Raw genomic sequence first — 26895 nt, 5'->3', positions numbered from 1 at the left:
TTTTATAATTTAAATTTTAAAAAAATTAATTGTTTAGTTAATGTTTTTAAAAAATAATCATTTTTCGCTTTATTTTTTTAAAAGAAAATTATTCTGAAAATTATTTGTTTAATGTGTGGGGGTTAATAATTTTTAAATAAGTTTTGGATTGTTTTAAAATATTTCAAGAGATTAGATCTTCTAATGAGTAAATTGCCTCTTCCACACAATGATTTACAACTTATAATCAAATCAGGTACAAAGTTTTTTTTATATTTTTGTATTGCTTCTAGTTTATCAATATCAATCACAAAAGCAGAGACGGTGTCTGTTAACTCGGGAAAAAACTTAACAAAAAAAGTTTCTAAGCTCTTTAAACCCACACCAGATGAAAGCTATCGATCTATCGACTTCCAAAAATTAAGTAATTTAGGCTTTGATCAGAACCAATTTCAACGGTTTGGAAATGATGGGAATTATTTACCGACTTCTACTGTGATGTGGAATAATCAAGTCAGTTTAGTTGATGCTGTTCAATATGCAGTTCAACGAAATCCTAACATTTCTCAAGCCATTTCAACTTTAGCTGGCCAAAACGCTGGTATTGATGTTGCGAAGGCGGGTTATTACTCTCAAATTTCAGGTGGTATTACCACAGGTGACTTGAGTAGCGGTGAGCGGGGAAGGCAGTTACTCACATTATCTGCAACTCAAATGCTTTTTGATTTTGGTAAAGTCAAATCAGGTGTATCGGTTGAGAAGGCCAAACTCCAAGTCGAACAGGCGAATGTGTTGGTCAGCATTGACGATATTGCACTTGATGTGGCTCAGTCGATTATCAATATTCAGCGCTATCTCCAATTAAATAAAATTGCCGAGCAGCAAATTGCGGGTATTCAGCGAATTCAGGAAATCGCTAATTTACGTGCAAATGCTGGTATTAGTAGCCAAGCTGATCCAGTTCAGGCACAAACATATTTAGAATCTGCGCAGTCAACACTCATTGCACAGCAATCTTTATTACGTCAATACCAACAACATTTAAGAACTCTGGTAGGCGTAGATGTTTTTAATAAATCATGGATCATTCCTGACGATTTAGTGAAACAATCTGGTCTTTATAGTGAACCTGAGTTTAATACCATTCCAAAAATGATCGCTGCACAAGCGGGCATTGAAGTGGCTAAAGCTCAAAAGGAACAGACCCGACTGAGTCGTTATCCGACTTTGGCAGTGAAAGGCTCTTTGAGTCAGGCTATTAACGGAAGAAACCCAAACAATAATGAAGATGACGGTTTATATAGTTCCATCATGCTTGAAGCCACCAGTCAGTTTTATCAAGGTGGATCAGTTTCTTCTCAGGTAAAAATGGCAAGTTATGCAGAAGAAGCCGCTAAATCCAAAGTGAATTCTGTGTATCTGGATGTGCTCGATCAGATCAGAACCAGTCGTGAGCAAATTGAAAATAAACAACGTCAAATGCAGGTTTTAGCCAACCGCCAAGCGACGACAGTTCGTACACGCGAACTTTATCAAGAGCAGTACAAACTCGGTACCCGTTCATTGGTTGACTTATTGAATGCTGAACAGGCGATTCATAGTGCCAATTCAGAACTTGAAACTGCACGTTATGACATCTACAGCAGTATTGTTCAGTACATTGCAGCAACAGGACGTTCCCGCCAAGCTTATGACTTAAATAATATTTCAATTCAGGGGTTCGAAGTACAACCATGATGACAAAAATAAATTACCAGCCCTGGTTGCAGGCGGTCTTAACGATTGCTAAACATTATAGAATTGAGCCTTCAGAAGAAAGAATCCGTTTACAACTTGACTGGAACCAAAATCAAAACCTTGATGATGTTTTGCAGTTAATGACACGTCAGGTTGGACTCAATTTACGTAAAGTACCTTTTTCATTAGATTTACTTAATCCATGGCGTCTACCGGTCATGGTCGAGTTTAATGACGGACAAGTTGGTGTAATTGATAAGGCCGATACTCAAGGAAATGTCAGTATCCAGTTTAGTGGAGATCAGGGACTTTCGCAAAATGCGTCTTTAAGTGCTTTGAAAGATACGGTCAAAAATATTTATATTTTGCGCCCTGAAACGTCTATTCCCGATGCGCGTATTGACGAATATATCAAACCATACGAAGCAAGCTGGTTCTGGTCGATTGTTTTAAGAGACTGGAAACGCTACGTTGACATTATGTTTGCCTCACTGATTGCCAATGTCTTGGCACTGGCAACCATTATTTTCTCAATGCAAGTGTATGACCGTGTTGTTCCTTCACAGTCTATTCCAACTTTATGGGTGCTGGCAGGTGGTGTACTCATTGCAGCTATTTTTGAGTTTACTTTACGTGTAGCTAGAGTTTATTTATCCGATATTATTGGTAAACGTGCTGACTTGCGGGTATCTGATCGTGTATTTGGCCATGCCTTACGCATCAGAAATAAAGACCGCTCAAAGTCTACCGGTAGTTTTATTTCCCAAATTCGTGAGCTCGAAGGTGTGCGTGAACTGGTGACTTCAACTACCATTACTGCGATGGCAGATTTTCCGTTCTTTTTCCTGTTCCTGATCATTTTTGCGATTATCGGTGGAAAACTGTTTTGGGTGATGTTGTTGGTTGTGCCACTTATGCTTTTGCCGGGTATTCTGGCACAGAAAAAGCTAGCGCAACTCGCACAAGAGGGCATGAGAGAATCATCAATCCGTAACGCCATTCTTGTTGAAGCGGTGCAGGGTATTGAAGACATCAAGTTATTACGTGCTGAGTCTCGTTTCCAAAACCAGTGGAACCACATGAACGAAGTTTCAGCTGACATTGGTATGAGACAGCGTAAAATTGTCGGTACCTTAATGGCATGGACCCAAAAGATTCAAGGTTTGACCTACGCACTTGTCGTTTTGGTGGGGTGTTTTGCCGTGATGGATGGTGAAATGACGACAGGTGCATTAGTGGCTTGTTCAATTTTATCTTCACGAATGTTGGCACCGATTAGTCATATCACAGGTGTTTTAGGGCGTTTACAGCAGGCGAAAGTTGCAAAACAAAGCCTAGATGAGCTTATGCAACGTCCGATTGATCAGCCAGAGGGTTCTCATCTGGTACATAAGGCTGTTTTAAATGGCGATTACGAACTAAAAAATGTCTTGTTTCAATATAGTGAGGATGAACCGCGTCCTAGCCTTGCGGTTCGTCATTTAAAAATTCGCGCTGGTGAAAAAATTGCAATATTGGGGCGTAACGGTGCAGGTAAATCAACACTGCTCCAGCTTCTATCGGGTATGCAAGTTCCAACTCAAGGCGCAGTACATTTAGATGGTCTGGATCTTTCATTAATTGATCCGTCTGATGTACGTCGTGATATGGGCTTACTCAACCAGAATGCGCATCTTTTCTACGGTACGATTCGTGAAAACCTCACTTTGGGCGCACCGCTTGCAACGGATGAAGAGATTCTTCGTGCATTAGTGGTAACGGGTGCATTACCTTTTGTTCAAGAGAAAAAAGAAGGGCTTGATCACCTGATTTTAGAAGGTGGTGTTGGTTTCTCTGGTGGTCAGAAACAAGCATTGTTACTGGCTCGTCTATTGATTCGTCAACCGAACATTTTATTGTTAGACGAACCGACAGCAGCCATTGATGACGTGGCAGAGAAACAACTGATTGATCATTTAAAAGGTTGGCTGGCACATCGTACTTTGGTCGTTGCGACCCACCGCCGCGCTGTATTAGAACTTGTAGACCGTATTATTGTCGTGAATGAAGGCAAAATCGTGATGGACGGTCCAAGAGATCAGGTACTCAATCAATCAACAGCCCAACAAAAACAAGTGAGCCAAGGGGGTAATTCATGAGCGAACCACAACAAGAACAACAACTCACCCGTTCAATGAATGTCTCTTATAGTGAGCCACCCTTACCACGTGCAAGTTTAGTGATCTGGATTGTGGGCATTGGCTTGGTTATTTTCTTTATCTGGGCGTGGGTATTTAAACTTGAAGAAGTTTCTACTGGTACAGGTAAAGTCATTCCATCATCTAAAGAACAGGTCATCCAGTCTTTAGAAGGCGGTATCTTAACTAAGCTGAATGTACAAGAAGGTGACATTGTTCAAAAGGGCGAAATTCTTGCACAGCTCGATCCAACCCGTTTTGCATCAAATGTTGGTGAATCAAGATCTTTGCTGATCTCTGCTCAAGCGACAGCAGCGCGTTTGCGTGCGGAAGTAAACGGTACACCTTTGGTTTTTCCTGAAATTGTGATGAAAGAACCAAAGTTAGTACAAGAAGAAACTGCATTATATACATCTCGCAGAGCCAATCTTGAAGAAACCCTTGCGGGTTTTAGGCAAGCTTTACAGTTAGTACAACAAGAACTGGCGATGACAGAGCCTTTGGTTGCTAAAGGTGCAGCAAGTGAGGTTGAGGTTTTACGTTTACGTCGTGAAGCAAATGATTTGCAAAATAAAATGAATGATGCGCAGAACCAGTACTATGTGAAAGCGCGTGAAGAGTTATCTAAAGCGAATACGGATAGCGAAACGCAACAACAAATCGTGCTGGGTCGTAGTGACAGTTTAGACCGTGCAGTGTTCAGAGCACCAGTGCGTGGTGTCGTCAAAGAAATTGCGGTGACTACCCATGGTGGTGTTGTTCCACAAAACGGTAAATTGATGACGATTGTACCGATTGATGAGCAACTGCTGATTGAAGCGCGTATTTTGCCGCGCGACATTGCCTTTATTCGTCCGGGACAAGAAGCACTGGTTAAAATCACTGCCTATGACTACTCAATTTATGGTGGTTTAAAAGGTAAGGTTACGGTTATTTCACCAGACACCATTCGTGATGAAGTGAAACAGGATCAATTCTATTATCGTGTTTATATCCGCACTGATTCCGACAAACTTTACAATAAAGAAGGTAAAGCTTTTGGTATTACACCGGGTATGGTGGCAACAGTAGATATTCGTACTGGTCAAAAAACAATACTCGATTACTTACTTAAACCATTTAATAAAGCCAAAGAAGCTTTGAGAGAGGTGGATCAGGAAATTTGAACAACACTTATAAGTGATATTTTGCTCCCCAAATGATGTTATAAACATCAATATATGGAGTATTTTATGGCACGTAGACCAAGAAGAAATCATTCAAATGATTTTAAAGCTAAGGTAGCACTTGCTGCGATTAAAGCAGAAAAAACACTTGCTGAATTGAGTGCTGAATTTGATGTTCATCAAAACCAAATTATCGACTGGAAAAATCAACTGATTTCAGCTTCCTCGCAAGCTTTCGATCAATCAAAAGCTCCAACAGAACCACCCATCGATCTAAAAAAACTACATGCAAAAATCGGTGAGCAGGCATTAGAAATTGATTTTTTAGAAGGTGTGTTGAAGAAACTGGGCCGCTTCAACCACAAAAGTTAATCGATGACTCACTTCAGATTTCAGTATCTAAGCAAGCTCAGCTGCTGAAAGTCTCCCGTGGTTGTTATTACTATCGCCCAAAACCTGTGAGTGCATCAGATCTGAAGCTGATGCGGTGTATGGATGAGTTACATATGCAATACCCTTTTGCAGGTAGCCGTATGATGCGTGATTTGTTGAATCGTCAAGGACATCATATAGGACGACGTCATACACGTACTTTAATGAAGAAAATGGGCATTAATGCGTTATATTGCAAACCAAATTTAAGCCAGGCTAATCAAGCTCACCGCAAATATCCATATCTGCTCAAAGGATTGGCTATTCAGCGCAGTAATCAAGTGTGGTCTACGGATATAACGTATATCCCTATGGCAAAAGGCTTTGTTTATTTATGTGCTGTGATTGATTGGCATAGCCGCAAGGTACTTGCGCATAGAGTATCGATTAGTATGGAGGTTACATTTTGCATAGAAACATTAAATGAAGCTATTGAAAAATATGGTCGACCTGAAATATTTAATACAGACCAAGGCAGTCAGTTTACCAGTGATGCATTTATTGATGTATTGAAATCAAATGACATCCAAATCAGCATGGATGGTAAAGGTCGATGGGTTGATAATGTGATGGTTGAACGATTATGGCGGAGCGTTAAATATGAAGAGGTGTATCTCAAAGCCTACAGCAATGTTTTGGATGCGAAGAAGCAATTAAACGCATATTTTGAATTTTATAATTTGAAACGACCTCATTCGAGTCTGGACAAAATGACTCCAGATGAGTTTTACTATGACCAGCTACCACAACAAAATAAGGTAGCTTAACTAGAGCAGAGTATCACTTATAAATAAGCTTTTAGTTGTTCAAACATGTGGGACCACCTCTGAGAGAAAGATAAAAAATTAAATCTATATAGCTTTTAAATATTTAAAAGCTATATAGATATTAATAATAAAAATTTTTGTTTTAAATGTGTGGTTTTTATTATTTATGTTTTAAAACATAAGAAAATTAAAACACTATTGTGAGTATTATTTATTTATAAGTTTTTGAAAAACAATATTTATTATTTTAATTTTTTATTTGGTTAATAAACAAACTTATTTTTGTCACATTTTTCGTGACGTGATTCATGTTTATAATTGGTTTTTGCGTTGAGGTTGGCTTTTGTTTTCTCTAGTTTATTCCTTAATTTGGGCTCTTCTTATTTCAAAAAATAAGGGCTTTAAATTGGATTGGTTTAATTAAATAATCCTGTACAAGGGGAATAAATATGTCAGAGATAAGGGTGGTTTCTAAGGAGAGTCATGAAACCTTAGAAATTACGACAAAGGATACAGTCTCTCTTTCCGAAGCATCTGTTATTTTAATAAAAGTAAATAAAGATGATGTTTCCGAAATTAGACAAGATGGTCGAAATGCAATTATTACTTTAAAAAATGGTGAACAAATAGTAATAGTTGATTTTTTTAACGGTAGTAATTATTCAACTGATAATAGCTTAGTTTTTGAGGATAACAATCATAAATTAATTTGGGTACAATTTACTGATGCCAACGGGGCATTATTAGAAAATATTACTTATAGTTATATTGATAGTATAGAACCGCTTCTTTATCACGATGGAGTTGCATCTCCATGGGCGTGGTTATCTGTACCGCTAACCGCAGCAGGAATTTTGTGGTGGGCACATGATAGTGATGATAAAAATAATAATTTAAATAACGATTCAGACTCTGACAGCGATTCTGACTCTGACAGTGACTCAGACTCTGACAGCGATTCTGACTCTGACAGCGATTCTGACTCTGACAGCGACTCTGATTCCGACAGCGACTCAGACTCTGACAGTGACTCTGATTCCGACAGCGACTCTGATAGCGACAGCGACTCTGATTCCGACAGCGACTCTGATTCTGACAGCGACTCTGATTCCGACAGTGACTCAGACTCTGACAGCGACTCTGACTCTGATAGCGACAGCGACTCTGATTCCGACAGTGACTCTGATTCTGATAGCGACAGCGACTCAGACTCTGACAGTGACTCAGACTCTGACAGCGATTCTGACTCTGACAGTGACTCAGACTCTGACTCTGACAGCGACAGCGACAGCGATTCTGACTCTGATAGCGATTCTGACTCTGACAGCGACTCAGACTCTGACAGCGACTCTGACTCTGACAGCGACTCTGATTCTGACAGCGACTCTGATTCCGACAGCGACTCAGACTCTGACAGCGACTCTGATTCTGACAGCGATTCTGACTCTGACAGTGACTCTGATTCCGACAGTGACTCTGATTCCGACAGCGATTCTGACTCTGACAGCGACTCTGATTCCGACAGCGATTCTGACTCTGACAGCGATTCTGACTCTGACAGCGACTCTGATAGCGACAGCGACTCTGATTCCGACAGCGATTCTGACTCTGACAGCGACTCTGATTCTGACAGCGACTCTGATTCTGACAGTGACTCAGACTCTGATAGCGACAGCGACTCTGATTCCGACAGCGATTCTGACTCTGACAGCGACTCTGATTCTGACAGCGACTCTGATTCTGACAGTGACTCAGACTCTGATAGCGACAGTGACTCAGACTCTGACAGCGATTCTGATTCCGACAGCGATTCTGATTCCGACAGCGACTCTGATTCCGACAGCGACTCTGATTCTGACAGCGACTCTGATTCTGACAGCGATTCTGACTCTGACAGTGACTCTGATTCCGACAGCGATTCAGATACAACCGCGCCAGATGCACCAGAGATTGACCCAATCAATGGCACGGATCCGATTACAGGTACGGCAGAACCAGGTTCAACAGTGACAGTGACTTACCCAGATGGCACCACAGCGACAGTCGTTGCAGGTACAGATGGAAGCTGGACAGTACCGAACCCAGGCTTGAATGATGGCGATGTTGTAACAGCAACAGCGACAGATGCAGCAGGTAATGAATCAGTACCGGCAACGGAAGTTGTAGATGCATTGGCTCCGACTGCACCAGAGATTGATCCAATCAATGGCACGGATCCGATTACGGGTACGGCAGAACCAGGTTCAACAGTGACAGTGACTTACCCAGATGGCACCACAGCAACAGTTGTTGCAGGTACAGATGGAAGCTGGACAGTACCGAACCCAGGCTTGAATGATGGCGATGTTGTAACAGCAACAGCGACAGATCCAGCAGGTAATGAATCAGTACCGGCAACGGAAGTTGTAGATGCATTGGCTCCGACTGCACCAGAGATTGATCCAATCAATGGCACGGATCCGATTACGGGTACGGCAGAACCAGGTTCAACAGTGACAGTGACTTATCCAGATGGCACCACAGCAACAGTTGTTGCAGGTACAGATGGAAGCTGGACAGTACCGAACCCAGGCTTGAATAATGGCGATGTTGTAACAGCAACAGCGACAGATGCAGCGGGTAATGAATCAGTACCGGCAACGGAAGTTGTAGATGCATTGGCTCCGACTGCACCAGAGATTGATCCAATCAATGGCACGGATCCGATTACGGGTACGGCAGAACCAGGTTCAACAGTGACAGTGACTTACCCAGATGGCACCACAGCAACAGTTGTTGCAGGTACAGATGGAAGCTGGACAGTACCGAACCCAGGCTTGAATGATGGCGATGTTGTAACAGCAACAGCGACAGATCCAGCGGGTAATGAATCAGTACCGGCAACGGAAGTTGTAGATGCATTGGCTCCGACTGCACCAGAGATTGATCCAATCAATGGCACGGATCCGATTACAGGTACGGCAGAACCAGGTTCAACAGTGACAGTGACTTACCCAGATGGCACCACAGCAACAGTTGTTGCAGGTACAGATGGAAGCTGGACAGTACCGAACCCAGGCTTGAATGATGGCGATGTTGTAACAGCAACAGCGACAGATCCAGCGGGTAATGAATCAGTACCGGCAACGGAAGTTGTAGATGCATTGGCTCCGACTGCACCAGAGATTGATCCAATCAATGGCACGGATCCGATTACAGGTACGGCAGAACCAGGTTCAACAGTGACAGTGACTTACCCAGATGGCACCACAGCAACAGTTGTTGCAGGTACAGATGGAAGCTGGACAGTACCGAACCCAGGCTTGAATGATGGCGATGTTGTAACAGCAACAGCGACAGATCCAGCGGGTAATGAATCAGTACCGGCAACGGAAGTTGTAGATGCATTGGCTCCGACTGCACCAGAGATTGATCCAATCAATGGCACGGATCCGATCACAGGTACGGCAGAACCAGGTTCAACAGTGACAGTGACTTACCCAGATGGCACCACAGCGACAGTCGTTGCAGGTACAGATGGAAGCTGGACAGTACCGAACCCAGGCTTGAATGATGGCGATGTTGTAACAGCAACAGCGACAGATGCAGCAGGTAATGAATCAGTACCGGCAACGGAAGTTGTAGATGCATTGGCTCCGACTGCACCAGAGATTGATCCAATCAATGGCACGGATCCGATTACGGGTACGGCAGAACCAGGTTCAACAGTGACAGTGACTTACCCAGATGGCACCACAGCAACAGTTGTTGCAGGTACAGATGGAAGCTGGACAGTACCGAACCCAGGCTTGAATGATGGCGATGTTGTAACAGCAACAGCGACAGATGCAGCAGGTAATGAATCAGTACCGGCAACGGAAGTTGTAGATGCATTGGCTCCGACTGCACCAGAGATTGATCCAATCAATGGCACGGATCCGATCACAGGTACGGCAGAACCAGGTTCAACAGTGACAGTGACTTACCCAGATGGCACCACAGCGACAGTCGTTGCAGGTACAGATGGAAGCTGGACAGTACCGAACCCAGGCTTGAATGATGGCGATGTTGTAACAGCAACAGCGACAGATGCAGCAGGTAATGAATCAGTACCGGCAACGGAAGTTGTAGATGCATTGGCTCCGACTGCACCAGAGATTGATCCAATCAATGGCACGGATCCGATTACGGGTACGGCAGAACCAGGTTCAACAGTGACAGTGACTTACCCAGATGGCACCACAGCAACAGTTGTTGCAGGTACAGATGGAAGCTGGACAGTACCGAACCCAGGCTTGAATGATGGCGATGTTGTAACAGCAACAGCGACAGATGCAGCAGGTAATGAATCAGTACCGGCAACGGAAGTTGTAGATGCATTGGCTCCGACTGCACCAGAGATTGATCCAATCAATGGCACGGATCCGATTACGGGTACGGCAGAACCAGGTTCAACAGTGACAGTGACTTACCCAGATGGCACCACAGCAACAGTTGTTGCAGGTACAGATGGAAGCTGGACAGTACCGAACCCAGGCTTGAATAATGGCGATGTTGTAACAGCAACAGCGACAGATGCAGCAGGTAATGAATCAGTACCGGCAACAGAAGTTGTAGATACTGTACCTCCAGTAATTGCTATTGATGAATTGGATGATGTTGATCCGATCACAGGTACGGCAGAACCAGGTTCAACAGTAACTGTAACCTTCCCAGATGGTAGTACCATTACTACTACTACAGAAGGTGATGGTACTTGGTCTGTAGCTAATCCTGGCACATTAGTAACTGGCGATGTTGTCACAGCAACAGCGACAGATGCAGCAGGTAATACTTCATTACCAGTCACATCTATAGTTCCAGTTTTCATTGATGCTATTGATGATATTGCTACGGTATTAAGTGAGGTTAATCCTGTAGTAACTCATCCTGATATTCCGGGTGGTGCGTTAGTAACCTTCCCATCATTATCATTGATTGGGCCAATTATTGACTTGAAAGGTCAAACACCAATTACAGTGACTGTACCTGAAGGTGGAATTGCATCGTTTGATGTATCTTTTGGTGGAGTTCTAATAGGTGGTGGTATTGGTTCTTATGACCTTAATATTCTTCGTTATAACGAGAATACGGGTGGATATGAGCTCTATAATAAAATAGATAATGCTGGATCCATGCTTGGAGTTGGTTTAGGCGTCATGGGAGGTGGAGCATCCATCAGTAATCTACCTGAAGGACAATATGCACTTGTATTAACTCCAGGTGAGGGCGTACAAGTTACAGGAATTGGTATCGCTTCAATTTCTGTTACCAACGAGGTGTTGAGTGATTATGGTGATGTCGTTGCAAAAGGTAATGTGATTACAGCAAATAATCCTGAAAATCCAACGGACGTTGCTGATGTGATTCATGCTGGTGAAACAGCAACGGTTATCAGTGTTGCTAATGAAGATGGTGTGATAACTGCTCTACCACAAGACAGTGAAGCATTTACTCGTATTCAAGGTGAATATGGTGAGTTGTTTATTGATAAGAATGGTAATTATGAATACATCCGTGATTTCACCATTCCAAATAGTTTAGGTAAAGTAGATAGTTTCACTTACACCATTCAGGATAGTGACGGGCATCAAGATACAGCGACTTTAAATGTTCGCATTGATACAAATGATCTTGATATCACATGGCCAGAAGATCCAACTCAAGATGGTGTCGTAGAGTTGACGGCAACTGATAATACAGCAGCAGCTGCGATTACATTAGTTCCATCAACCAATACAACTGTTGATACGGGTAGTATGGCTGCAAGTAGTACGAAACCGTTATTTGGCGCTGCTACTTCAATTGCTGGTAGTGATACGAGCGATGTGATTAATGTCGCTGCAAATACTGCCGCATCGCTTAATTTCTCAGTAACTACACAAGGTGGTATCCTCGATAGCTCTGCTAATGGTGATACTTTCAGTTATCAAGTGCAAAAACTTGTGAATGGTGTTTGGACAACTCAACCTGGAGCATCAGCTTCTGTTGTACATTCATCACCAATCTTAGGTGATGCTGGCGGTACTGTGTTGATCAGTGGCTCTTATCAGGTTTCTGCATCAGACACTGCTAGTCAATGGCGTATCGTGTTTGGTAGCACAGAATCTAATATTCCTCTGATTGCTGGAACGAATACAACTACTGTCAACACTACTGTAAATGCTACTTTCACACATTATGACCAATTCGTTGGTAATGGTGCGACGGTAACTGCTACGGGTAACTTGTTAACAGATGATTCTGGTAATGGTGTAGATGTAACGGGTGGAGCAAGTACAAAAGTATTTGTAGAAACTTCGCCTGGTACATATGTACAAGCGAATGGTCAAACAATCACGGTTGAGGATGGTACATTCGTTGTTTCGGCAAATGGAACATATACGTTCACAGCAAATAGTTCTGCTACTTCTGGTGATGTCGCTACATTGAACTATAAACTGGTTGCTGCAACAGGTGATGAAAGTACACCTGCAACTTTGACCGTGAATATTGGTAGTGAGGCCATCAGTACCGCTAGCCACGACATTATTACTACTGGAGCTGGTGCAGATACAGTTGTCTATAACTTACTGAACGCTGCTGATGCAACAGGTGGCAATGGTAAGGATGAATGGACTGACTTTAATTTGGCACAAGGTGATAAAGTTGATATTAGTTCATTGTTAAATGGCGCTAATGCAAGCAATATCTCTAATTATGTGTCTGTTACTTCTGACGGTGCGGGTAATACTTTGATTAGTATTGATCGAGATGGTACTGGAAATACCTATAACTCAACTGATCTCATTGTATTGAAAAATACAGATACAACACTGGATGAGTTATTGAATAATAATCAGTTGTTGTTTTAATTGATTGTTGTTGATAGAAATCTGTAAATAAAAGAGAAGGCACCAGTGCCTTCTCTTTTTTTATTGAAAAACAGTTTTTAAAAGTATTAGTCGCAGTAAATGGCTTATTTAATATTTTTGAAAGTAAAATTAACTAGATTTTTGAGCCTGTAAATTATTTTGTGTAAGTTCCATTTTTTATAAATGATCTTTTAATCGATCATCGAACTGAATCGTAAACCAATTCATTGCTAAACGCCAATTTTGAATTGGCATCGTCCATTTCTTCGCAGCATTTGATGTTGCTAAGTAAATGACCTTCTTTACTGAGTCATCAGATGAAAAGATTTTCCTTTTCTTCGTTGAATGGCGTATTACGCTATTCAACGACTCAATCGCATTTGTTGTATAAATTGCATGACGTATTTCGGCTGGATAGCTAAAGATCGTTCGGATATTTTCCCAATTGGCCCGCCAGGATTCTCCAATTTTGGGATACTGGTGATTCCATTGATCACAGAAGATGTCTAGGGATTTTAAAGCATTTTCCTCTGTACTTGCCTGATAAATCGCTTTCAGACCCGACGTAACAGCTTTGTAGTCTTTCCAGCTTACAAATCTCAGGCTATTGCGTACAACATGCACGATACACAGTTGAATATCAGTATGAGGGTAAACAGAGGCTATCGCGTCAGGAAAGCCTTTTAATCCATCTACACAGGCAACAAGAATGTCCTGTACTCCTCGATTTTTTAGCTCTGTCATGACTGACAGCCAGAATTTGGCACCTTCTGTCTGAGCAATCCACATACCCAGTAATTCTTTTTGCCCATCCATATTGATGCCTAAAGCAAGGTATACGGACTTGTTAATCACATTGGAGTGCTGACGGACTTTGACAACAATACAGTCAAGATAGACAACAGGATAAAGGCTATCTAAGGCTCTATTTTGCCACTCAGTCACTTGCTCAATCACAGCATCGGTAACTTTGCTGATGAGAGATGCTGACACATCGGCATCGTACATTTCTTTGAAGAAGGCTACAATTTCCCTATTAGTCATTCCTTTTGCATACAGTGAGAGGATTTGGTCATCCATACTGGTGATGCGTGTTTGGTGCTTTTTTATAATTTGTGGCTCAAATGAACCTTCTCGATCACGGGGAATATCTAAAGCCAGTTGTCCATCTTGAGTTGTAATGGTTTTAGAACTAAACCCATTACGGCTATTTGAGCCTTTCTTGGGCTGATGCTTTTCATAACCGAGATGGTCTGAAAGTTCAGTATTGAGTGCAGTTTCAATCATGAATTTTTTAAAGACTGCTGTCATTTGGTTTAAGTCTTCTGGTGTTTTTAGACCTTTAGCCAATTCGGCAGCCATACTTTTGATTGTTGCTTCATCCATGTGAAGTACCTTTTGTAATTATCCTCTGAAGGATAAATGAAAATTAAGTACTTACACAAAATTTAGAACAGTCCCAGATTTTTTTATTTTTTATAATTTTTTTTAAGAGTCTTTTAAATTCATTTTTCTCTATATTACGTTCGTTCTTGCTTTCTAGAGTTATCAATAATGTATCTAAAATTTGTGTGTTGAAATGAGCTGAATTTTGATCAATTTCTTTCCAATGATATAAATTCCAATTATTTAAAATAGAAATTTGTTGATCTTGTCTTCTAAGATTTTCAAGAAACTTTTTCATAAAGACGGTTCCTTTTAAATATTGATCTTGAAAAACAGGTTGCCCATCAGTGTATCTCTGTTTTATGAGAGAAGAGGGTAAAAATAGTTTTCCATCAGATGTATCTACAAGTGTAGAAAGACGGTTCCATAATTGAGATGTCCTATAAGTTCTTTGCAAGATGTATTTGTCAAAATCTTCTTCATTTTTCGGCAAATTTCTTTGTCCATATGTACCAAACTTATCTTTTCTGATAATCCCTTCTGACCAAGCTGCCAAGCTTTCTGTCAGCCAAGGTTGCTTAAACATCGTATAACCATAGGTGTAAAGATGAAATAATTCATGTGCTATTAATGAAGAGTCAGTAGTTAGATTTGGAATATTATTGCTAATAAGAATAATTAGAGCACAAGCATTTTTTTTTAATGGATTATTGGAATGTCGATGGGGTTCATCATAAGCTAGTCCGAGTCCATCAAGCTTCTGTATTTGTATATCAATATATTGGACGTTATTTTTATAGCGTGGACTATTCAAAGGATCTTGGTAGCCTAAAACGGACCAAGCTTTTCGTGTGGTATTTGCTTGAATAGCAATATTTTCTACATAGTCTGGAACATGATTTAGATTTTTATCCTGCTGAAATATTAAAGCATTATCACCAGACGTAGTGTAAAAAATACGCAGATTATTCATGCCATAATAGACTTGATCAAGTTGTTTAACAACAGGAGGGCTACTTGAATAACAATCAGTTTTTGCATGAATATAAGTAGATACACAAAATGTAGAGAATAATAAAACCAAAGTTTTTTTATGCATAAAAAACATTACTGAATAGCCTGGAAAAGCTCTTGCCATTTTAGGGCAAATTGTTTTTGATCTGTGAGTCGACTACATGCATATGCATTTTCACTAAGTTTAAGCCGTTTGTGTTCATCTTTTAATAAAGAAACTACTTTCTGTGCAAATAATTCTTCATCTTGAAAAGTAACTAAATAGCCATTTTCATCATGATTAATCATGTCTGATGGTCCGTAATCGATGTCATAACTCACGACAGGGCAGCCATGGCATAGAGCTTCTAAAACTGCCATACCGAAACCTTCAGATCGGCTAGAAAAAAGGAATAAGCTTGCCTTATTATATAAAGCATCAGTATTCTCATTATAGCCCATCAATTTAATATGGTTATTTAACTGATGTTCATCAATTTGACTTTGTAAGAAGTTATGCTCACTTCCAAAACCATAAATGTTTAAATAAGCATTGGGGATTACTTCTACAACTTTTTTGAAAATCCTAATTAAGCTATCTAAATTTTTCGCTTTATCATATCTAGCAATAGTTAAGCAAAACATTGGATCTCTGTTTGAAAAATTGACATGATCAATAGTTTTTTCATATATATGTGGAATAACAAATAATTTCTCTTTCATTCCAAAGCGCTGTTGAATATGTTGTTTTTGGCGTTCAGTTAAGATTACTAGTGCGTCTAATTCATTACTATATTTAAAATAGCTACGATAATGACGATTAATTGTAGAATTTTGAATATCATGACCATTTAAATGGGTAGCATGAATTGTCCCAATAAATCGCATGTTTTCTTGTTTTATCTCTCTAAGTGGTTCATAGAAATGAATTGCACGGTCGATAAGAATATACATTAGATCATTTTTATAAAGTTTAGAGATTTTTAGGAACCAAGACTGAATGAGCTGAGACTCAGTATCGAAAACCTCATTAATAACACCTTGTTTATTAAATAAAAAAATATTTGAAACAATATTTTTATTCTTTTCGTTGAGTTGATAGTTTTTTATAATAACTGGATAACCTTCTGTATGATAATAAGTTTCAGTTATTATCATTTGATTTTCTGGGTTGATGACTTGAATACAACTAAGATAACCATAAGAGTCATAAATAATTCGTCCTGTTTTTACACCTTTTTTGAAAGTATTCACATAACTTAAAGTAGGAGAGTCATTTTGCCGTATTTCGTACAAATAGTTTTTATTATTTTTATCATGAAAACGTTGATTGTAGGTGAAAGGAATTATAGTTTTTAAAATGTTACTGTTAAACATTTCTACCATAGGGCTATGAATTTTTTTATTAGCTAGTTTTAGATGAGTTCCTTGAAAATCACCATATAAATTGAGATATCCAATAGAAGGAGGAGCTAAGTTTGTAGATATAAGGCTCCAATAATTTTCTGCAAGTGAGCGATCATATTCAGTAGTAATAATTGTGGGGCTAATACCTAATTGTTCATTTAGTATTTTTGCGCGCTTTAAAAGAGCAAAAACCAATCCATTTTTCTTTTGGTCAATTTTTGGGAATAGAAAAAAATATTGAGTTTTCATAATAAATAGCCATTTTATAATTTATACAACATAAAAGATTTGTTTGCTTTACGATGGTTTCAGTAAATCATTTTTTGTAAAAATTGGTGGGTGGTATTCATTTAATTTTTCCATATAAATTCTTTTTGCTAAATTATTTATGAAATCAGATGGGGCTGTAAAATTTAGACCTTTTAAATCATTTTTATGAAATCTCCACCATTTTAAGTGCATTAATTCTTTAATGACTGTATCTTCGAATCTTTTACGAATTAATTTGGCAGGATTACCACCCACAATAGTATATGGCTCTACATTCTTTGTAATAACACTATTAGAAGCAATTATTGCTCCATCACCAATTGTAATATTATTTTTTAAAACAACATCAGCTCCAATCCAAACATCATTTCCAATAATAACATTACGCCGACTTCTATAATTATGGGTGACTAATGCTGGATCAGTATCATGATAGTCCTCACTATAAAAGTGAGGTGAAGTAGAAATCCACTCGGGGAAGTGGTGAGCACCCATAATTTTGATATTACTTGATAGACTACAATAGCGGCCAATAGATACTCCATAGTTAAGATTAGAAGATGAGTATGAGAAGGCACCAATTGTACAAAGGCTTAGAACAGAATTATAAAAATTATTATGTCCTTCAAGTTTCAAATCATTATTTAGTGTAATAAGCTTATGTGGATTTTTTTTAAGGAAAAACATATTTATATTAAGTCGACTAAGACTCTTTTCAATTTTAAAAAACTCAACATTTGTAGTTTCATTTGATAAAGTAAATATTTCATTATTCATAAAAATACCTTTAATTACATTATTAAATAATTTTGGATTTTAAACTAATATTTGAAATGTAAATAATAAGCAATGTAACCTGATAAATTATGTTCTTGATCATCAATTCGAGCACGAAAACGATCATGTCTTACATAAAAAGAATTTAATATAGACTTGGGGTTTTTCATATACATGGCAACTTCTGGATAAAAGAAACCTGTGCGTTGAAATTCAGCACGTAACTGAATAAGAGATTTTAATTCTTCAAATTTAGCAGATTTAAATAGATTATCATGGCCTTGTATATTTAGACGATTCACCATTTTATAAGCAGACATCATCATCTCAAGGAAAGTAGCATATACTGTTTTACGATTTTTAATAAAGTCCATATGATTTAAATAGTTATTTATACCAAACTGATAGTATTTAACTTCTGGACATACTAATGTTAATTCATTCGTACAATAACTTAACCAATGATCATGATATTTTTCATATGAATTAGATATGAAGTTATCAAACATTAACTTAACAGTATCTAAAAGAACTTTATTATTATTTAACTGATAAAGCCTTAAGAGTGCCAGTGCAGCTTCACCATCATAATAAACAATTCTAAATTTCTCTTTAATAGACAGGGCTGGGTATTCCAGAATGTGAGTAGTTTTTCCTGTTTTATCAATCATTTGCATAATTCCATTTGCTATTTTTTCTGCATATTCTAGATATTTTTTATTTTTAGTAATTTCCTGATATTTTGTTAACATTAAAATAGCAGCTGCATTCGCACCAAGCTTGATCTCATGATTATTGTCATTTCCATCAATCATATGAGCTGTATCTTCATCTATTAATTTATAAAAATTTTTGATGCTGTACTCAATAGCTAAATGAATTTTAGGCCAATATTGATTATTCTCTTCAATCTCAAAAGTTTCTAAAAGAGAATAAATTGAAGTACAATGCCGTATTGTATTGTAGCTTTTAATTTCATTATCGAAGGCAGGGAAATAGCCATAGATAAATTTCCCATCTTCTAAAAGTTGATTGGATAGAAATTTAGCATTTTTATTAATTATTTCTTTAATATGAGATTTATCATTTCTATCAATAAATCTAACCCCATTTTCACAACCACCACTTTGAAGTTTAATAAATTTCCCATTTTCGTAAAATACACTCTCAGTTTCAAAAAGCCAAACATCTTTAATTTTACTAATTTCTAATTCTTTTTTAATAGAAGGATATTTTTTTTTGATTGCATTATTTAAATTATTCTGGTCAATGAAATTTTTTTGATCATATGAAATTCCTCGTATGATTGCATTCCCATAAATTTCTTGCTCTAAAAAACATATATTGAAATCTTTATCAAAACCAATACCTTTCCTAAAATGATTATTATGCTTTTGATTAGATATATCATTGGTAACATCAGTCCAACTTTTTTTTTCTATCTGAATTACAATATCAAGTTTTATATAGGCTAGATAACGTTTATCTTTAAGAAAAATTTTTTCTAAAAAGTTATTTATTTTTTTTTGCAACTTTTGTATATCAGAACTAGCAATTGAAAAAACTTTACACCGTTGATCTAGGCAACTATATGAGATAAAGACTATTTTTTTTTCAGAGTCAGTCTGATCATATAGTGATATCCATTCACTGATCTGATTTTTTAAATTACTTAAATCTAAATATTTTAATTGATGTAGCATATTGCGACCTAATTAAGTTAATCTTGGCTAGAAAACAATTAAATTGTTTTAATTCCTTTCTTAAAAAATAATAGAGTGATATTTAATTCTGCTTGTTATTGTATTGGTTTTTTTGTTGTACTAGAAGTGATTTTAAGGCTTTAGTTATGTTTAAAATTATTCGAAATTTAATTCATATGTTTTAATTTTAGTATGATTTAAAACATAATTTTATGTGTCCTAGTTTATTTTTTTTGATAAAATAAATTAATTATATGTTTTATATAATTTTAATATTTCTATTTTTGTTGTGTTAATTAATCTTGATTGTTAATTTAATTGTCTAAAATTTATTTGAATTAAAAAGGTTAATTATGAAAAAAATAATTTCTTTTTTGATATTTTTAGCTGCTAATCATAGCTTTGCTGAAACAGTTAGTATTGATTTAACAAATGGAAATTTTATCGGAGATGATGCATATAAAGTTGTTACTTCGACCCAAGCACAATGTACACAATTGGACAATTCGGGAATCGGAAGAACAGTTTGGGCTGAAGTGAATTTAAACGGTTACTCATATAAAGAATGCATACGATATTATTCTGCCGGATTACTCGAAAATCAAACGAATAATAGAGCGATTGCGTATTTTTCTGGTGATGTAGCAATTGTAGGAGGCAAAGCACCTGCATCATATACTGATAAAAAACCACAGGACAAAGTTAATGAAGCAGTCGTTAAGTCCACACATTTGTATAATTTTCCATATATTTTTGTAGCTCGTCCAGGGATTTATGGATCGTCTGGTGTACATAATGGTGCTAGAAAGCGATTAGAATCTTTATTAATGTCTGAAGCATTAAATAAAATTAAACAAAGGCATCAAATCCTTAATTATGTGTTAGTTGGGCATAGTGGTGGTGGTCATATTGTATCTGCCTTATTATCAAAAAGGACAGATATATTATGTGCTATCCCAAGTTCAGCCCCTTCATCACCAAAAATATTGGCAGAAGCATTGGGGAAGACATCTGATCCAAGACTATTTGAAACTGTAGATGCAATAACAGCACTTACACCCAAGCACCCAGCGAATAGAGTATTTGTTGTGGGGGATTTAAATGACAGTATTGTGCCTTGGGTTTCTCAAAAAGTACTTCATGACAAGTTGATTCAATTATCTTGGGCATCAAATATCATAAATTTACAAGCGGCTGACAGGGATCATCATAATTTGGCTGACAAAGCTACTAAGATCGCAGGGATGTGTGCAAGGGGATTGCCAACCTTAAATATTCTTGACCAAGCTGGAAATCTATAAGCGTACTTTTTATTTGCATAGAACAATAAAAAAGTACTATTGCTATCATTCATAGGAATCACTTTTATGCGGATATTAAAAGATTAGCTTGCTTTGAATCTATAAAATGATCTATTTAATTGTTTATTACTTAAATATAAGTTTTATAAACGAAATGAAAGTTGAGATGAAAATTAATATAGATGTAAAAACTATAAATTCTGGACAATAAATTTTGAAAGCATTCTATCTTTAATTATTTTTATAATGTTTGAAATTTAAGTATTTAAAACATGATTTTAAAACATTTTTTTGATGGAAGTGATCTTAGTGTATGTAAAATAAAGATAATTTTTTAATAAAAAAATTATTTTTGAAATTAATTGATTTGTAATTGATACAAATGGAGGCTTATGTGAATATAATTTTGAGGATTTTTATTATGCAACTATCCTCGTATTTCAGGTTTGAGTGATATTCACTAAGTCCACAGCCTTTTAGGGTGTGGACTCTTCTTAATTAATAAAGAACTTAAAGTTATATTGATTTCTTTTATTCCAATTTAAGAATGCAAGGTTAAATTTCACTTAAATGTATTGGGGTCTATCTATTATTAATAATCCCAACTCTCTAAATTTTAATTTAAGATGGGATTTATAAAATGGATTTTTATATATTTAACATGAGGATTAAAATTAATGAAGAATTTAATTCTAACTCAAATCGTATTTTCATTAACACTAATCTTTTCTGGTTGTGTGAATCAACCATATGGACATCAATCGGTTTATTCACCACCTTCTATTAATACAATTGCGAATCATAAATTGTACTTAATAGCAGAAAAATCAGGCCATCCTAGCTTTGGTACAGGTGAGGTTACAGCAGATAAAGCTGCTCAATATGCAAATAATCATAAGAAGACAGTGATTTGTGATAAACATCATTACTATGCTGCGAGTAATACTATTAGTGAGTTGAAGCAGACAAAGATTACTTTAGTAAGTGGCGAGGAAGTTAATGTCCCTAAATCGTGTTGGGTCGAAGATGCGAACCCACAAAACTCAATTTATGTTTCCAAATCATCTGTAAGCCACGGATTTTGATAATTAAATATATAAAGGGAGACTAAGCTTTAGTAGCTTACTCTCCTAAAAGTAATTAAAATAATTAATTGAAGCAATAGCTTGAAAGTAATTTTTATATAATTCTATATTCAGATTTATCAAATTGTTTTTTTCAATTTCTATTAAATATATCTTATCACTGTTTACTTCATTTCTTTTTAAAATAAATTCTATTACTGAACCTATTTCATTTTTTTTACTTAAGTTTAATTTTACTATAAAGACAGAAAAACCTCTTTCTTTCATTTTTTTTGCATAGAAAGTAGCATAAGTTTTAGTACTTTCTTTTAATCCTGTATCAAAAATAATAATTGCTGGAAAAGGCCCAATTCCTTCGGGAGTAAAAATCTCACCGGTTGCTGAGCCGGGTAGAGAATTCCAAAAAATATCATTCATATTAAATGTTTATCATAACTAAAAAATAATTTTCGTAATAATGCTTTAAAAGCATTAAGTTAATTTATACAAAATGAAAATCATAAATTTTAAAAAGTTAAAGTGTTAAGTTGATGTTTGAAATAAATTAATACTATCAAGTTTTTTTTGATAATTTGGTTAAATCATTTCTGATAAAGCAACTTTACTTTGTATATATAAGATAATCAATAGTAAATATATATTAATTATTTTTTACACAAAATTTCTTATAATTAACTGAAAATAAAGTATATTTTTGATTTGCTTAATTGGCTACTCTTAATTAATTAAAAATTAATGAAAATAAAAAATCCTTAAAATTGTAAGACAAAATTAACTTAATATTGAATTATAACGAGTTGTTTATAATATAAATTTTAAGAATAACAATATAGCTTGAATATGTTTGTATATATCAATACGTTGTTGAGTCTGTCTTAAAATTTTTAATAATTAATTTGGTGTAGAAGATCAACCTTATTAAAAAATGTAACTCATCTCTAATTCCATTTTTATATATTCCATATTTATTTAATAGAATTAAACTTAAAAATTCCTAGTAACTACAATATATTAGTTTTAGTGGCATTGTTCAAAATCCTTTGAATTACTGTTCTTGTAACCGAAAATTCTTTAGCAAGTGAATACACACTATAGCCTTTTTTAAACAATTCGATCACTCTAGTTTTTTGTTCATTATTTAATATTTCCGGTCTACCAACTTTTCTTACCGGATTGTGATCTTTGGATTTTTTATTATTACACTTAAATAATTTCTCAAATTCAGCTGATAGCTTTAAAAAATGTAGAAAGAAAATTTTTAAGTCACCATTAATCTCATTTTTTGAGTAATCCAAGCATATTAGTCGGATTTTTTTTTGATCAATTTTATCAACTATACTTAAAATTTCCTCAAAACTGTTACCCAAGCAATCCATGCTTTTTATCACTAAAATATCGCCTTCTTCTAATGAATAACTTATTAGATTAAGAAATTTATCTCTATAAATAATAGATTTATCAACCGATACTTCTTCTACTACTAATCTATTCTTTTGAATCTTATAGCCATACTCACTAAAAAAGGTGATATATCTAGAAAATTCAAACTGCAAATTAGGCTCTATTCTAACATAGGCATATGTACGCATATTAAAAACACCAAAATTAAACAAAAACAAAACAAATCTTAGCATCTTATTTTTTTAAAAAAAACATGAACTAAATCACAAAAGTGTACTATACAGTGTTTAAAACATGTTAATTAAATACATACTTAAATCTATATGGGTTATTAGGTTTTTTTATCATCTTTATTATATTAGTTAATAATTTTGTTAGTTCTATGATGTTTGTTTTTTTCATCTTTAATAATCTCCTTACTTAATTATTCGTGAATTTAATATAAATCTAATATTAAAATCTAGTTTTATTTTTTAATTAAATTAATTTAATGGTGTATGACGTAACAAAACATTATGGGGTCAATCTGCTAATTACTAGCTTTTTTGTTATATAATTGATTTTAAATGAATTTTATTTTTTATTTTTGTTTTTAATTGTGTTTTTAATTGTGTTTTTAATTTTGATAAAAATAAAATACATAGTTTTAAAACTATTTAATGTGGTCGTTTGTAAATGATCTAAATTATAATTTTAAATATTTTATTTATATTTCATAAACATGTTTTAAAAAAAATTAATATTTTCTTATATTTATAATTTATTTAATACTAAACTTTTTTATTATAAAATTAAAGTATTTTTCAACTAATTTTTTAATAATTATATAATATTTTATTATATTATATGTGTTTAAATTTTGCCATGTGGGAATTTTTAAAATTATGGAAATATAAAAATATTTACATTACTATAAAATGTCTAAAATTAATAAACTAATTATATAACAAACAATAAGTGAAGAGCTAAAAAGTATATTTTGATTTGAATTTACTTTATAGATACTCTGATATGTGCTGAATTAGCAGGAGACTTTCACTTGGGATATGCTAGGCAGCTAACCGATAAAAGTTCTCTGCTATTTGATTTGGCGTTTTAAAATCCAAACTCTTTTGAATTCTTCGCTGATTATAAAATAACACAATGTATTTTGTAATATCTGCTTTAGCTTCATCTCTGGTTTTATAGTTGCAATGATGCACTAATTCATTCTTGAGTATGCCCCAGAAACTTTCAATCGGTGCATTATCGTAACAGTCCCCACGTTTGCTCATTGAACCTTGAAAATCACATTTTTCCAGTATCTTTCGATATTCATGGCTGCAATATTGGCTGCCTCTGTCCGAATGAATAATTAAGCCTTTCGTTGGTTTTTGATTACGAATCGCCATAGTCAGTGCATTGCAAACAAGTTGTGCGGTCATACGCTCATTTAAGCTATAGCCAACCACTTGTTTCGTGTACAGGTCTTTTACTGCTGCCAAGTATAACCAACCTTCAGCAGTCCAAATGTATGTAATATCGCTTGACCATGCAAGATTGGGCTTAGTCATTGAAAACTGTTGCTCTAGTAAATTTGCGTAGATCGCTCGATTATGATCACTCTTCGTAGTTCTTTTGAAACGCTTATGACGCTTACAATACAGCTGGTTGAGCTTTTTTATTTGACGTACAGCATACGTACTGATTTTGATACCTTGCGCTTGTAAATGCTTAGTTAATCGAATATAGCCATAGCTTTGTTTAGTTTCCTCATGAGCTATTTTGACCAAAATTGTCTGTTGATTTCGCTGAACCAATCTTTTATTCATGCCTCGTTTTAGCCAATCATAAAATCGTGACACTGAAACGTGAAGTAATCTAGCCATAAAGCTAATCGGGAATAAATATCTTTGCTGTTTCATATAGGCGTACCTTACTGACTTTCTTTCGCAAAGTACGCTGCTGCCTTTTTTAGAAATTCACGTTCCATTTCAGCTGTTTTGAGCTGTTGTTTGAGCTTTTTATTTTCTTCGAGTAAGGCATTTAGATCAGGTGAATATTGTTTAGTGCCTGCTAAGGTGCCAGTCTTTGCTTTATTATTCCAATTTGAAAGAGTTTGCATTGAAATGCCAAGTTGTCTGGCTGTTTCCGATACATTGCCTTGATTGGCTTCAATCAATTTTATTGCTTCAACTTTAAATTCTGCGGTGTAAGTCTTCTGTTTCTTGCTCATGGTAAACTCCTGATGAGTGTCTATAGTTTACCAAGTTAAAACCTCCTGTTTTCTCAGCACACATCACTCTTCACATCACTCTAAGGAATAGGAGGAGATATGCGTATTTATGCCTATATACGAGTAAATTGTAGTATTGAAAATATTGAAGAAGAGAAAGAATCTTTTATTTCTTTATTAAATAGCTTTGATTATAAAATTCATCCTAAGAGAGTCATTTTTGAATTAGTATCAGTAGATAAACCTATTACTTTACGAACTATTTTTCTTAATTTAATTAACTATTCTTTAGAAGAAGATGATTTTTTAATAGTTAAAGGTATTGATTGCTTGGGTAGTAGTTTTACGGAGATATTATCATCTATTAAGTTAATTGAAAGAAAGAAGATTAAATTAATTATATTGGATTATTTTAATTGTGAATTTGAAGATGATATTAAAAATAATTTTATCCACTTTATAGAAATTTGCATTAATTTTGAAAAACTTTTTTTAATTGATTGTGTTGGACAAAAAAAATCTAGTTTATCCAGAAAAGGGGGTAGACCTGAAAAATTATCCAACGATCAAAAACAGGATGTTATTAATAAATTTAAGAAAGGTTTTAGTGTGTATTCGTTAGCTAAGGACCTTGCTGTCTCAAGGACAGTGATTCAAAGAATAATTAAAAAATCTGACAATTAAGATATGAAAAATTTTGCTGTTAATAAGTATTAAATCATGTTTTAAAATTTTATTTAATACTTATTAAATTAATATTTAAATTTTAAAATTAAATTCATATTGATATTTTAATATTTCTATTGATATTGTTGTATAGGCCTTTAGCTATATCTTAACTTATTAAAAGTTATATTTATTAACTTAAGGTTTATTTATATAATTTTGGTAGCTCGAAATATGGATATGAGTATTGATTTAATCAAATGGAAGTGTTCTATATGTGAAGGTTTTATAGTGGTTGATCATTCAAAAATACAAAAAGAAGATTTAGTACAATTTGTATTTAGACGCATAAATAAGAATGATTCTTTTTATTTTATTTATAAAGTTGGTTTAGTTATTGATCGAAAAGAAGAATTATTGATCATCAAATATAAGAATAGAACCTATAAGGTTTTCGAAAAAGATACTTATCCTGCAAGAGCGCCAACTCACCTTATCTATAATATGTTTTGGGTATGTACCTGTTAATTTTTATATTTTGATTTTAATATTTTTTATATG

16 protein-coding genes and 1 pseudogene are annotated in these 26895 nt (G+C 35.5%); 9 read left to right on the top strand and 8 right to left on the bottom strand.

Annotation, left to right across the window (positions count from 1 at the left end; translation table 11 throughout):
* Positions 1–183 precede the first annotated feature (183 nt).
* The 5 genes from H7R46_RS15015 to H7R46_RS19515 all read left to right on the top strand — a co-directional run bounded on the left by H7R46_RS15015 (position 184) and on the right by H7R46_RS19515 (position 13130).
* Positions 184–1716 carry a TolC family protein gene (locus H7R46_RS15015; protein WP_005071136.1) on the top strand — a complete coding sequence of 511 codons (1533 nt, stop codon included), beginning with the start codon at positions 184–186 and terminating at the stop codon, positions 1714–1716.
* The gene (locus H7R46_RS15010; RefSeq protein WP_086260927.1) at positions 1713–3854 is read left to right on the top strand and encodes a type I secretion system permease/ATPase; all 2142 of its coding nucleotides are present in this window, start codon (positions 1713–1715) and stop codon (positions 3852–3854) included. The genes H7R46_RS15015 and H7R46_RS15010 overlap by 4 nt, the downstream gene beginning before the upstream one ends.
* The gene (locus H7R46_RS15005; protein ID WP_182924220.1) at positions 3851–5059 is read left to right on the top strand and encodes an HlyD family efflux transporter periplasmic adaptor subunit; all 1209 of its coding nucleotides are present in this window, start codon (positions 3851–3853) and stop codon (positions 5057–5059) included. Before H7R46_RS15010 ends, H7R46_RS15005 begins: the two co-directional genes overlap by 4 nt.
* A 54-nt stretch (positions 5060–5113) precedes the next feature.
* Positions 5114–6258, top strand: a protein-coding gene (locus H7R46_RS15000) for an IS3 family transposase (RefSeq protein WP_085944219.1) whose coding sequence is annotated in 2 segments (ribosomal slippage) — positions 5114–5378 and positions 5378–6258 — 1146 coding nt in all. Because the reading frame shifts where the segments join, the coding sequence is not laid out codon by codon here.
* Positions 6259–6707: 449 nt separating this feature from the next.
* The gene (locus H7R46_RS19515) at positions 6708–13130 is read left to right on the top strand and encodes an ABSDF2314 family large adhesin (RefSeq protein ID WP_413773220.1); all 6423 of its coding nucleotides are present in this window, start codon (positions 6708–6710) and stop codon (positions 13128–13130) included.
* A gap of 177 nt (positions 13131–13307) precedes the next feature.
* Here the strand turns inward: H7R46_RS19515 and H7R46_RS14960 are convergent, their stop codons facing one another.
* Genes H7R46_RS14960 through H7R46_RS14940 form a run of 5 tightly spaced genes read right to left on the bottom strand, consistent with a single transcriptional unit; the run spans position 13308 to position 19666 of the window.
* A complete protein-coding gene (locus H7R46_RS14960; protein ID WP_000343018.1) occupies positions 13308–14516 on the bottom strand; it encodes an IS256-like element ISAba26 family transposase in 1209 nt (402 codons plus the stop codon).
* Positions 14517–14559: 43 nt separating this feature from the next.
* Positions 14560–15624 (bottom strand): peptidase MA family protein, encoded by a 1065-nt coding sequence (locus H7R46_RS14955; protein WP_182924262.1) that lies wholly within the window; start codon positions 15622–15624, stop codon positions 14560–14562.
* A complete protein-coding gene (locus H7R46_RS14950) occupies positions 15624–17165 on the bottom strand; it encodes a glycosyltransferase (protein ID WP_005071121.1) in 1542 nt (513 codons plus the stop codon). Before H7R46_RS14950 ends, H7R46_RS14955 begins: the two co-directional genes overlap by 1 nt.
* A gap of 48 nt (positions 17166–17213) precedes the next feature.
* Positions 17214–17963 (bottom strand): CatB-related O-acetyltransferase, encoded by a 750-nt coding sequence (locus H7R46_RS14945; protein ID WP_005071119.1) that lies wholly within the window; start codon positions 17961–17963, stop codon positions 17214–17216.
* Between the two features lie 44 nt (positions 17964–18007).
* Positions 18008–19666: a hypothetical protein gene (locus H7R46_RS14940; protein WP_005071116.1), complete on the bottom strand. Its 1659-nt coding sequence runs from the start codon at positions 19664–19666 to the stop codon at positions 18008–18010.
* Between the two features lie 731 nt (positions 19667–20397).
* On the opposite strand from H7R46_RS14940, the pseudogene H7R46_RS14935 reads away from it, so the two are divergent.
* Together H7R46_RS14935 and H7R46_RS14930 are read left to right on the top strand one after the other, a co-directional pair.
* A pseudogene (locus H7R46_RS14935) lies at positions 20398–21022 on the top strand (hypothetical protein).
* Positions 21023–21644: 622 nt separating this feature from the next.
* On the top strand, positions 21645–22052 hold the full coding sequence (locus tag H7R46_RS14930; RefSeq protein WP_005071113.1) for a hypothetical protein: 408 nt from the start codon (positions 21645–21647) through the stop codon (positions 22050–22052).
* Positions 22053–22097: 45 nt separating this feature from the next.
* Here H7R46_RS14930 and H7R46_RS14925 read toward each other — a convergent pair whose 3' ends face one another.
* From H7R46_RS14925 to H7R46_RS14915, 3 genes are all read right to left on the bottom strand, one after another.
* The gene (locus H7R46_RS14925; protein ID WP_005071111.1) at positions 22098–22469 is read right to left on the bottom strand and encodes a hypothetical protein; all 372 of its coding nucleotides are present in this window, start codon (positions 22467–22469) and stop codon (positions 22098–22100) included.
* Between the two features lie 584 nt (positions 22470–23053).
* Positions 23054–23641 (bottom strand): recombinase family protein, encoded by a 588-nt coding sequence (locus tag H7R46_RS14920; protein ID WP_025469862.1) that lies wholly within the window; start codon positions 23639–23641, stop codon positions 23054–23056.
* An 861-nt stretch (positions 23642–24502) separates the two neighbouring features.
* Positions 24503–25668 (bottom strand): IS3-like element ISAba21 family transposase gene (locus tag H7R46_RS14915; RefSeq protein WP_085947552.1). Its coding sequence is split into 2 segments (ribosomal slippage): positions 24503–25410 and positions 25410–25668, totalling 1167 coding nucleotides; the frame shifts between segments, so codons are not numbered across the junction.
* A gap of 99 nt (positions 25669–25767) precedes the next feature.
* Between H7R46_RS14915 and H7R46_RS14910 the strand changes: the two genes are divergently transcribed.
* Together H7R46_RS14910 and H7R46_RS14905 are read left to right on the top strand one after the other, a co-directional pair.
* Positions 25768–26352: a recombinase family protein gene (locus H7R46_RS14910; RefSeq protein ID WP_005071105.1), complete on the top strand. Its 585-nt coding sequence runs from the start codon at positions 25768–25770 to the stop codon at positions 26350–26352.
* A gap of 216 nt (positions 26353–26568) precedes the next feature.
* Complete coding sequence (locus tag H7R46_RS14905; RefSeq protein ID WP_002120070.1) at positions 26569–26862, top strand: hypothetical protein; 294 nt, start codon at positions 26569–26571, stop codon at positions 26860–26862.
* Positions 26863–26895 lie beyond the last annotated feature (33 nt).

This window comes from Acinetobacter sp. BEC1-S18-ESBL-01, from assembly GCF_014169935.1.
Lineage (GTDB): Bacteria > Pseudomonadota > Gammaproteobacteria > Pseudomonadales > Moraxellaceae > Acinetobacter > Acinetobacter pittii.
This window is presented reverse-complemented; position numbering and strand designations above follow the sequence as displayed.

Excerpts from the sequence above, each read along its gene's own strand:
- H7R46_RS15015 (WP_005071136.1), top strand. The coding sequence starts at position 184 with ATGAGTAAATTGCCTCTTCCACACAATGATTTACAACTTATAATCAAA.
- H7R46_RS15010 (WP_086260927.1), top strand. The coding sequence starts at position 1,713 with ATGATGACAAAAATAAATTACCAGCCCTGGTTGCAGGCGGTCTTAACG.
- H7R46_RS15005 (WP_182924220.1), top strand. The coding sequence starts at position 3,851 with ATGAGCGAACCACAACAAGAACAACAACTCACCCGTTCAATGAATGTC.
- H7R46_RS19515 (WP_413773220.1), top strand. The coding sequence starts at position 6,708 with ATGTCAGAGATAAGGGTGGTTTCTAAGGAGAGTCATGAAACCTTAGAA.
- H7R46_RS14960 (WP_000343018.1), bottom strand. The coding sequence starts at position 14,516 with ATGGATGAAGCAACAATCAAAAGTATGGCTGCCGAATTGGCTAAAGGT.
- H7R46_RS14955 (WP_182924262.1), bottom strand. The coding sequence starts at position 15,624 with ATGTTTTTTATGCATAAAAAAACTTTGGTTTTATTATTCTCTACATTT.
- H7R46_RS14950 (WP_005071121.1), bottom strand. The coding sequence starts at position 17,165 with ATGAAAACTCAATATTTTTTTCTATTCCCAAAAATTGACCAAAAGAAA.
- H7R46_RS14945 (WP_005071119.1), bottom strand. The coding sequence starts at position 17,963 with ATGAATAATGAAATATTTACTTTATCAAATGAAACTACAAATGTTGAG.
- H7R46_RS14940 (WP_005071116.1), bottom strand. The coding sequence starts at position 19,666 with ATGCTACATCAATTAAAATATTTAGATTTAAGTAATTTAAAAAATCAG.
- H7R46_RS14930 (WP_005071113.1), top strand. The coding sequence starts at position 21,645 with ATGAAGAATTTAATTCTAACTCAAATCGTATTTTCATTAACACTAATC.
- H7R46_RS14925 (WP_005071111.1), bottom strand. The coding sequence starts at position 22,469 with ATGAATGATATTTTTTGGAATTCTCTACCCGGCTCAGCAACCGGTGAG.
- H7R46_RS14920 (WP_025469862.1), bottom strand. The coding sequence starts at position 23,641 with ATGCGTACATATGCCTATGTTAGAATAGAGCCTAATTTGCAGTTTGAA.
- H7R46_RS14910 (WP_005071105.1), top strand. The coding sequence starts at position 25,768 with ATGCGTATTTATGCCTATATACGAGTAAATTGTAGTATTGAAAATATT.
- H7R46_RS14905 (WP_002120070.1), top strand. The coding sequence starts at position 26,569 with ATGGATATGAGTATTGATTTAATCAAATGGAAGTGTTCTATATGTGAA.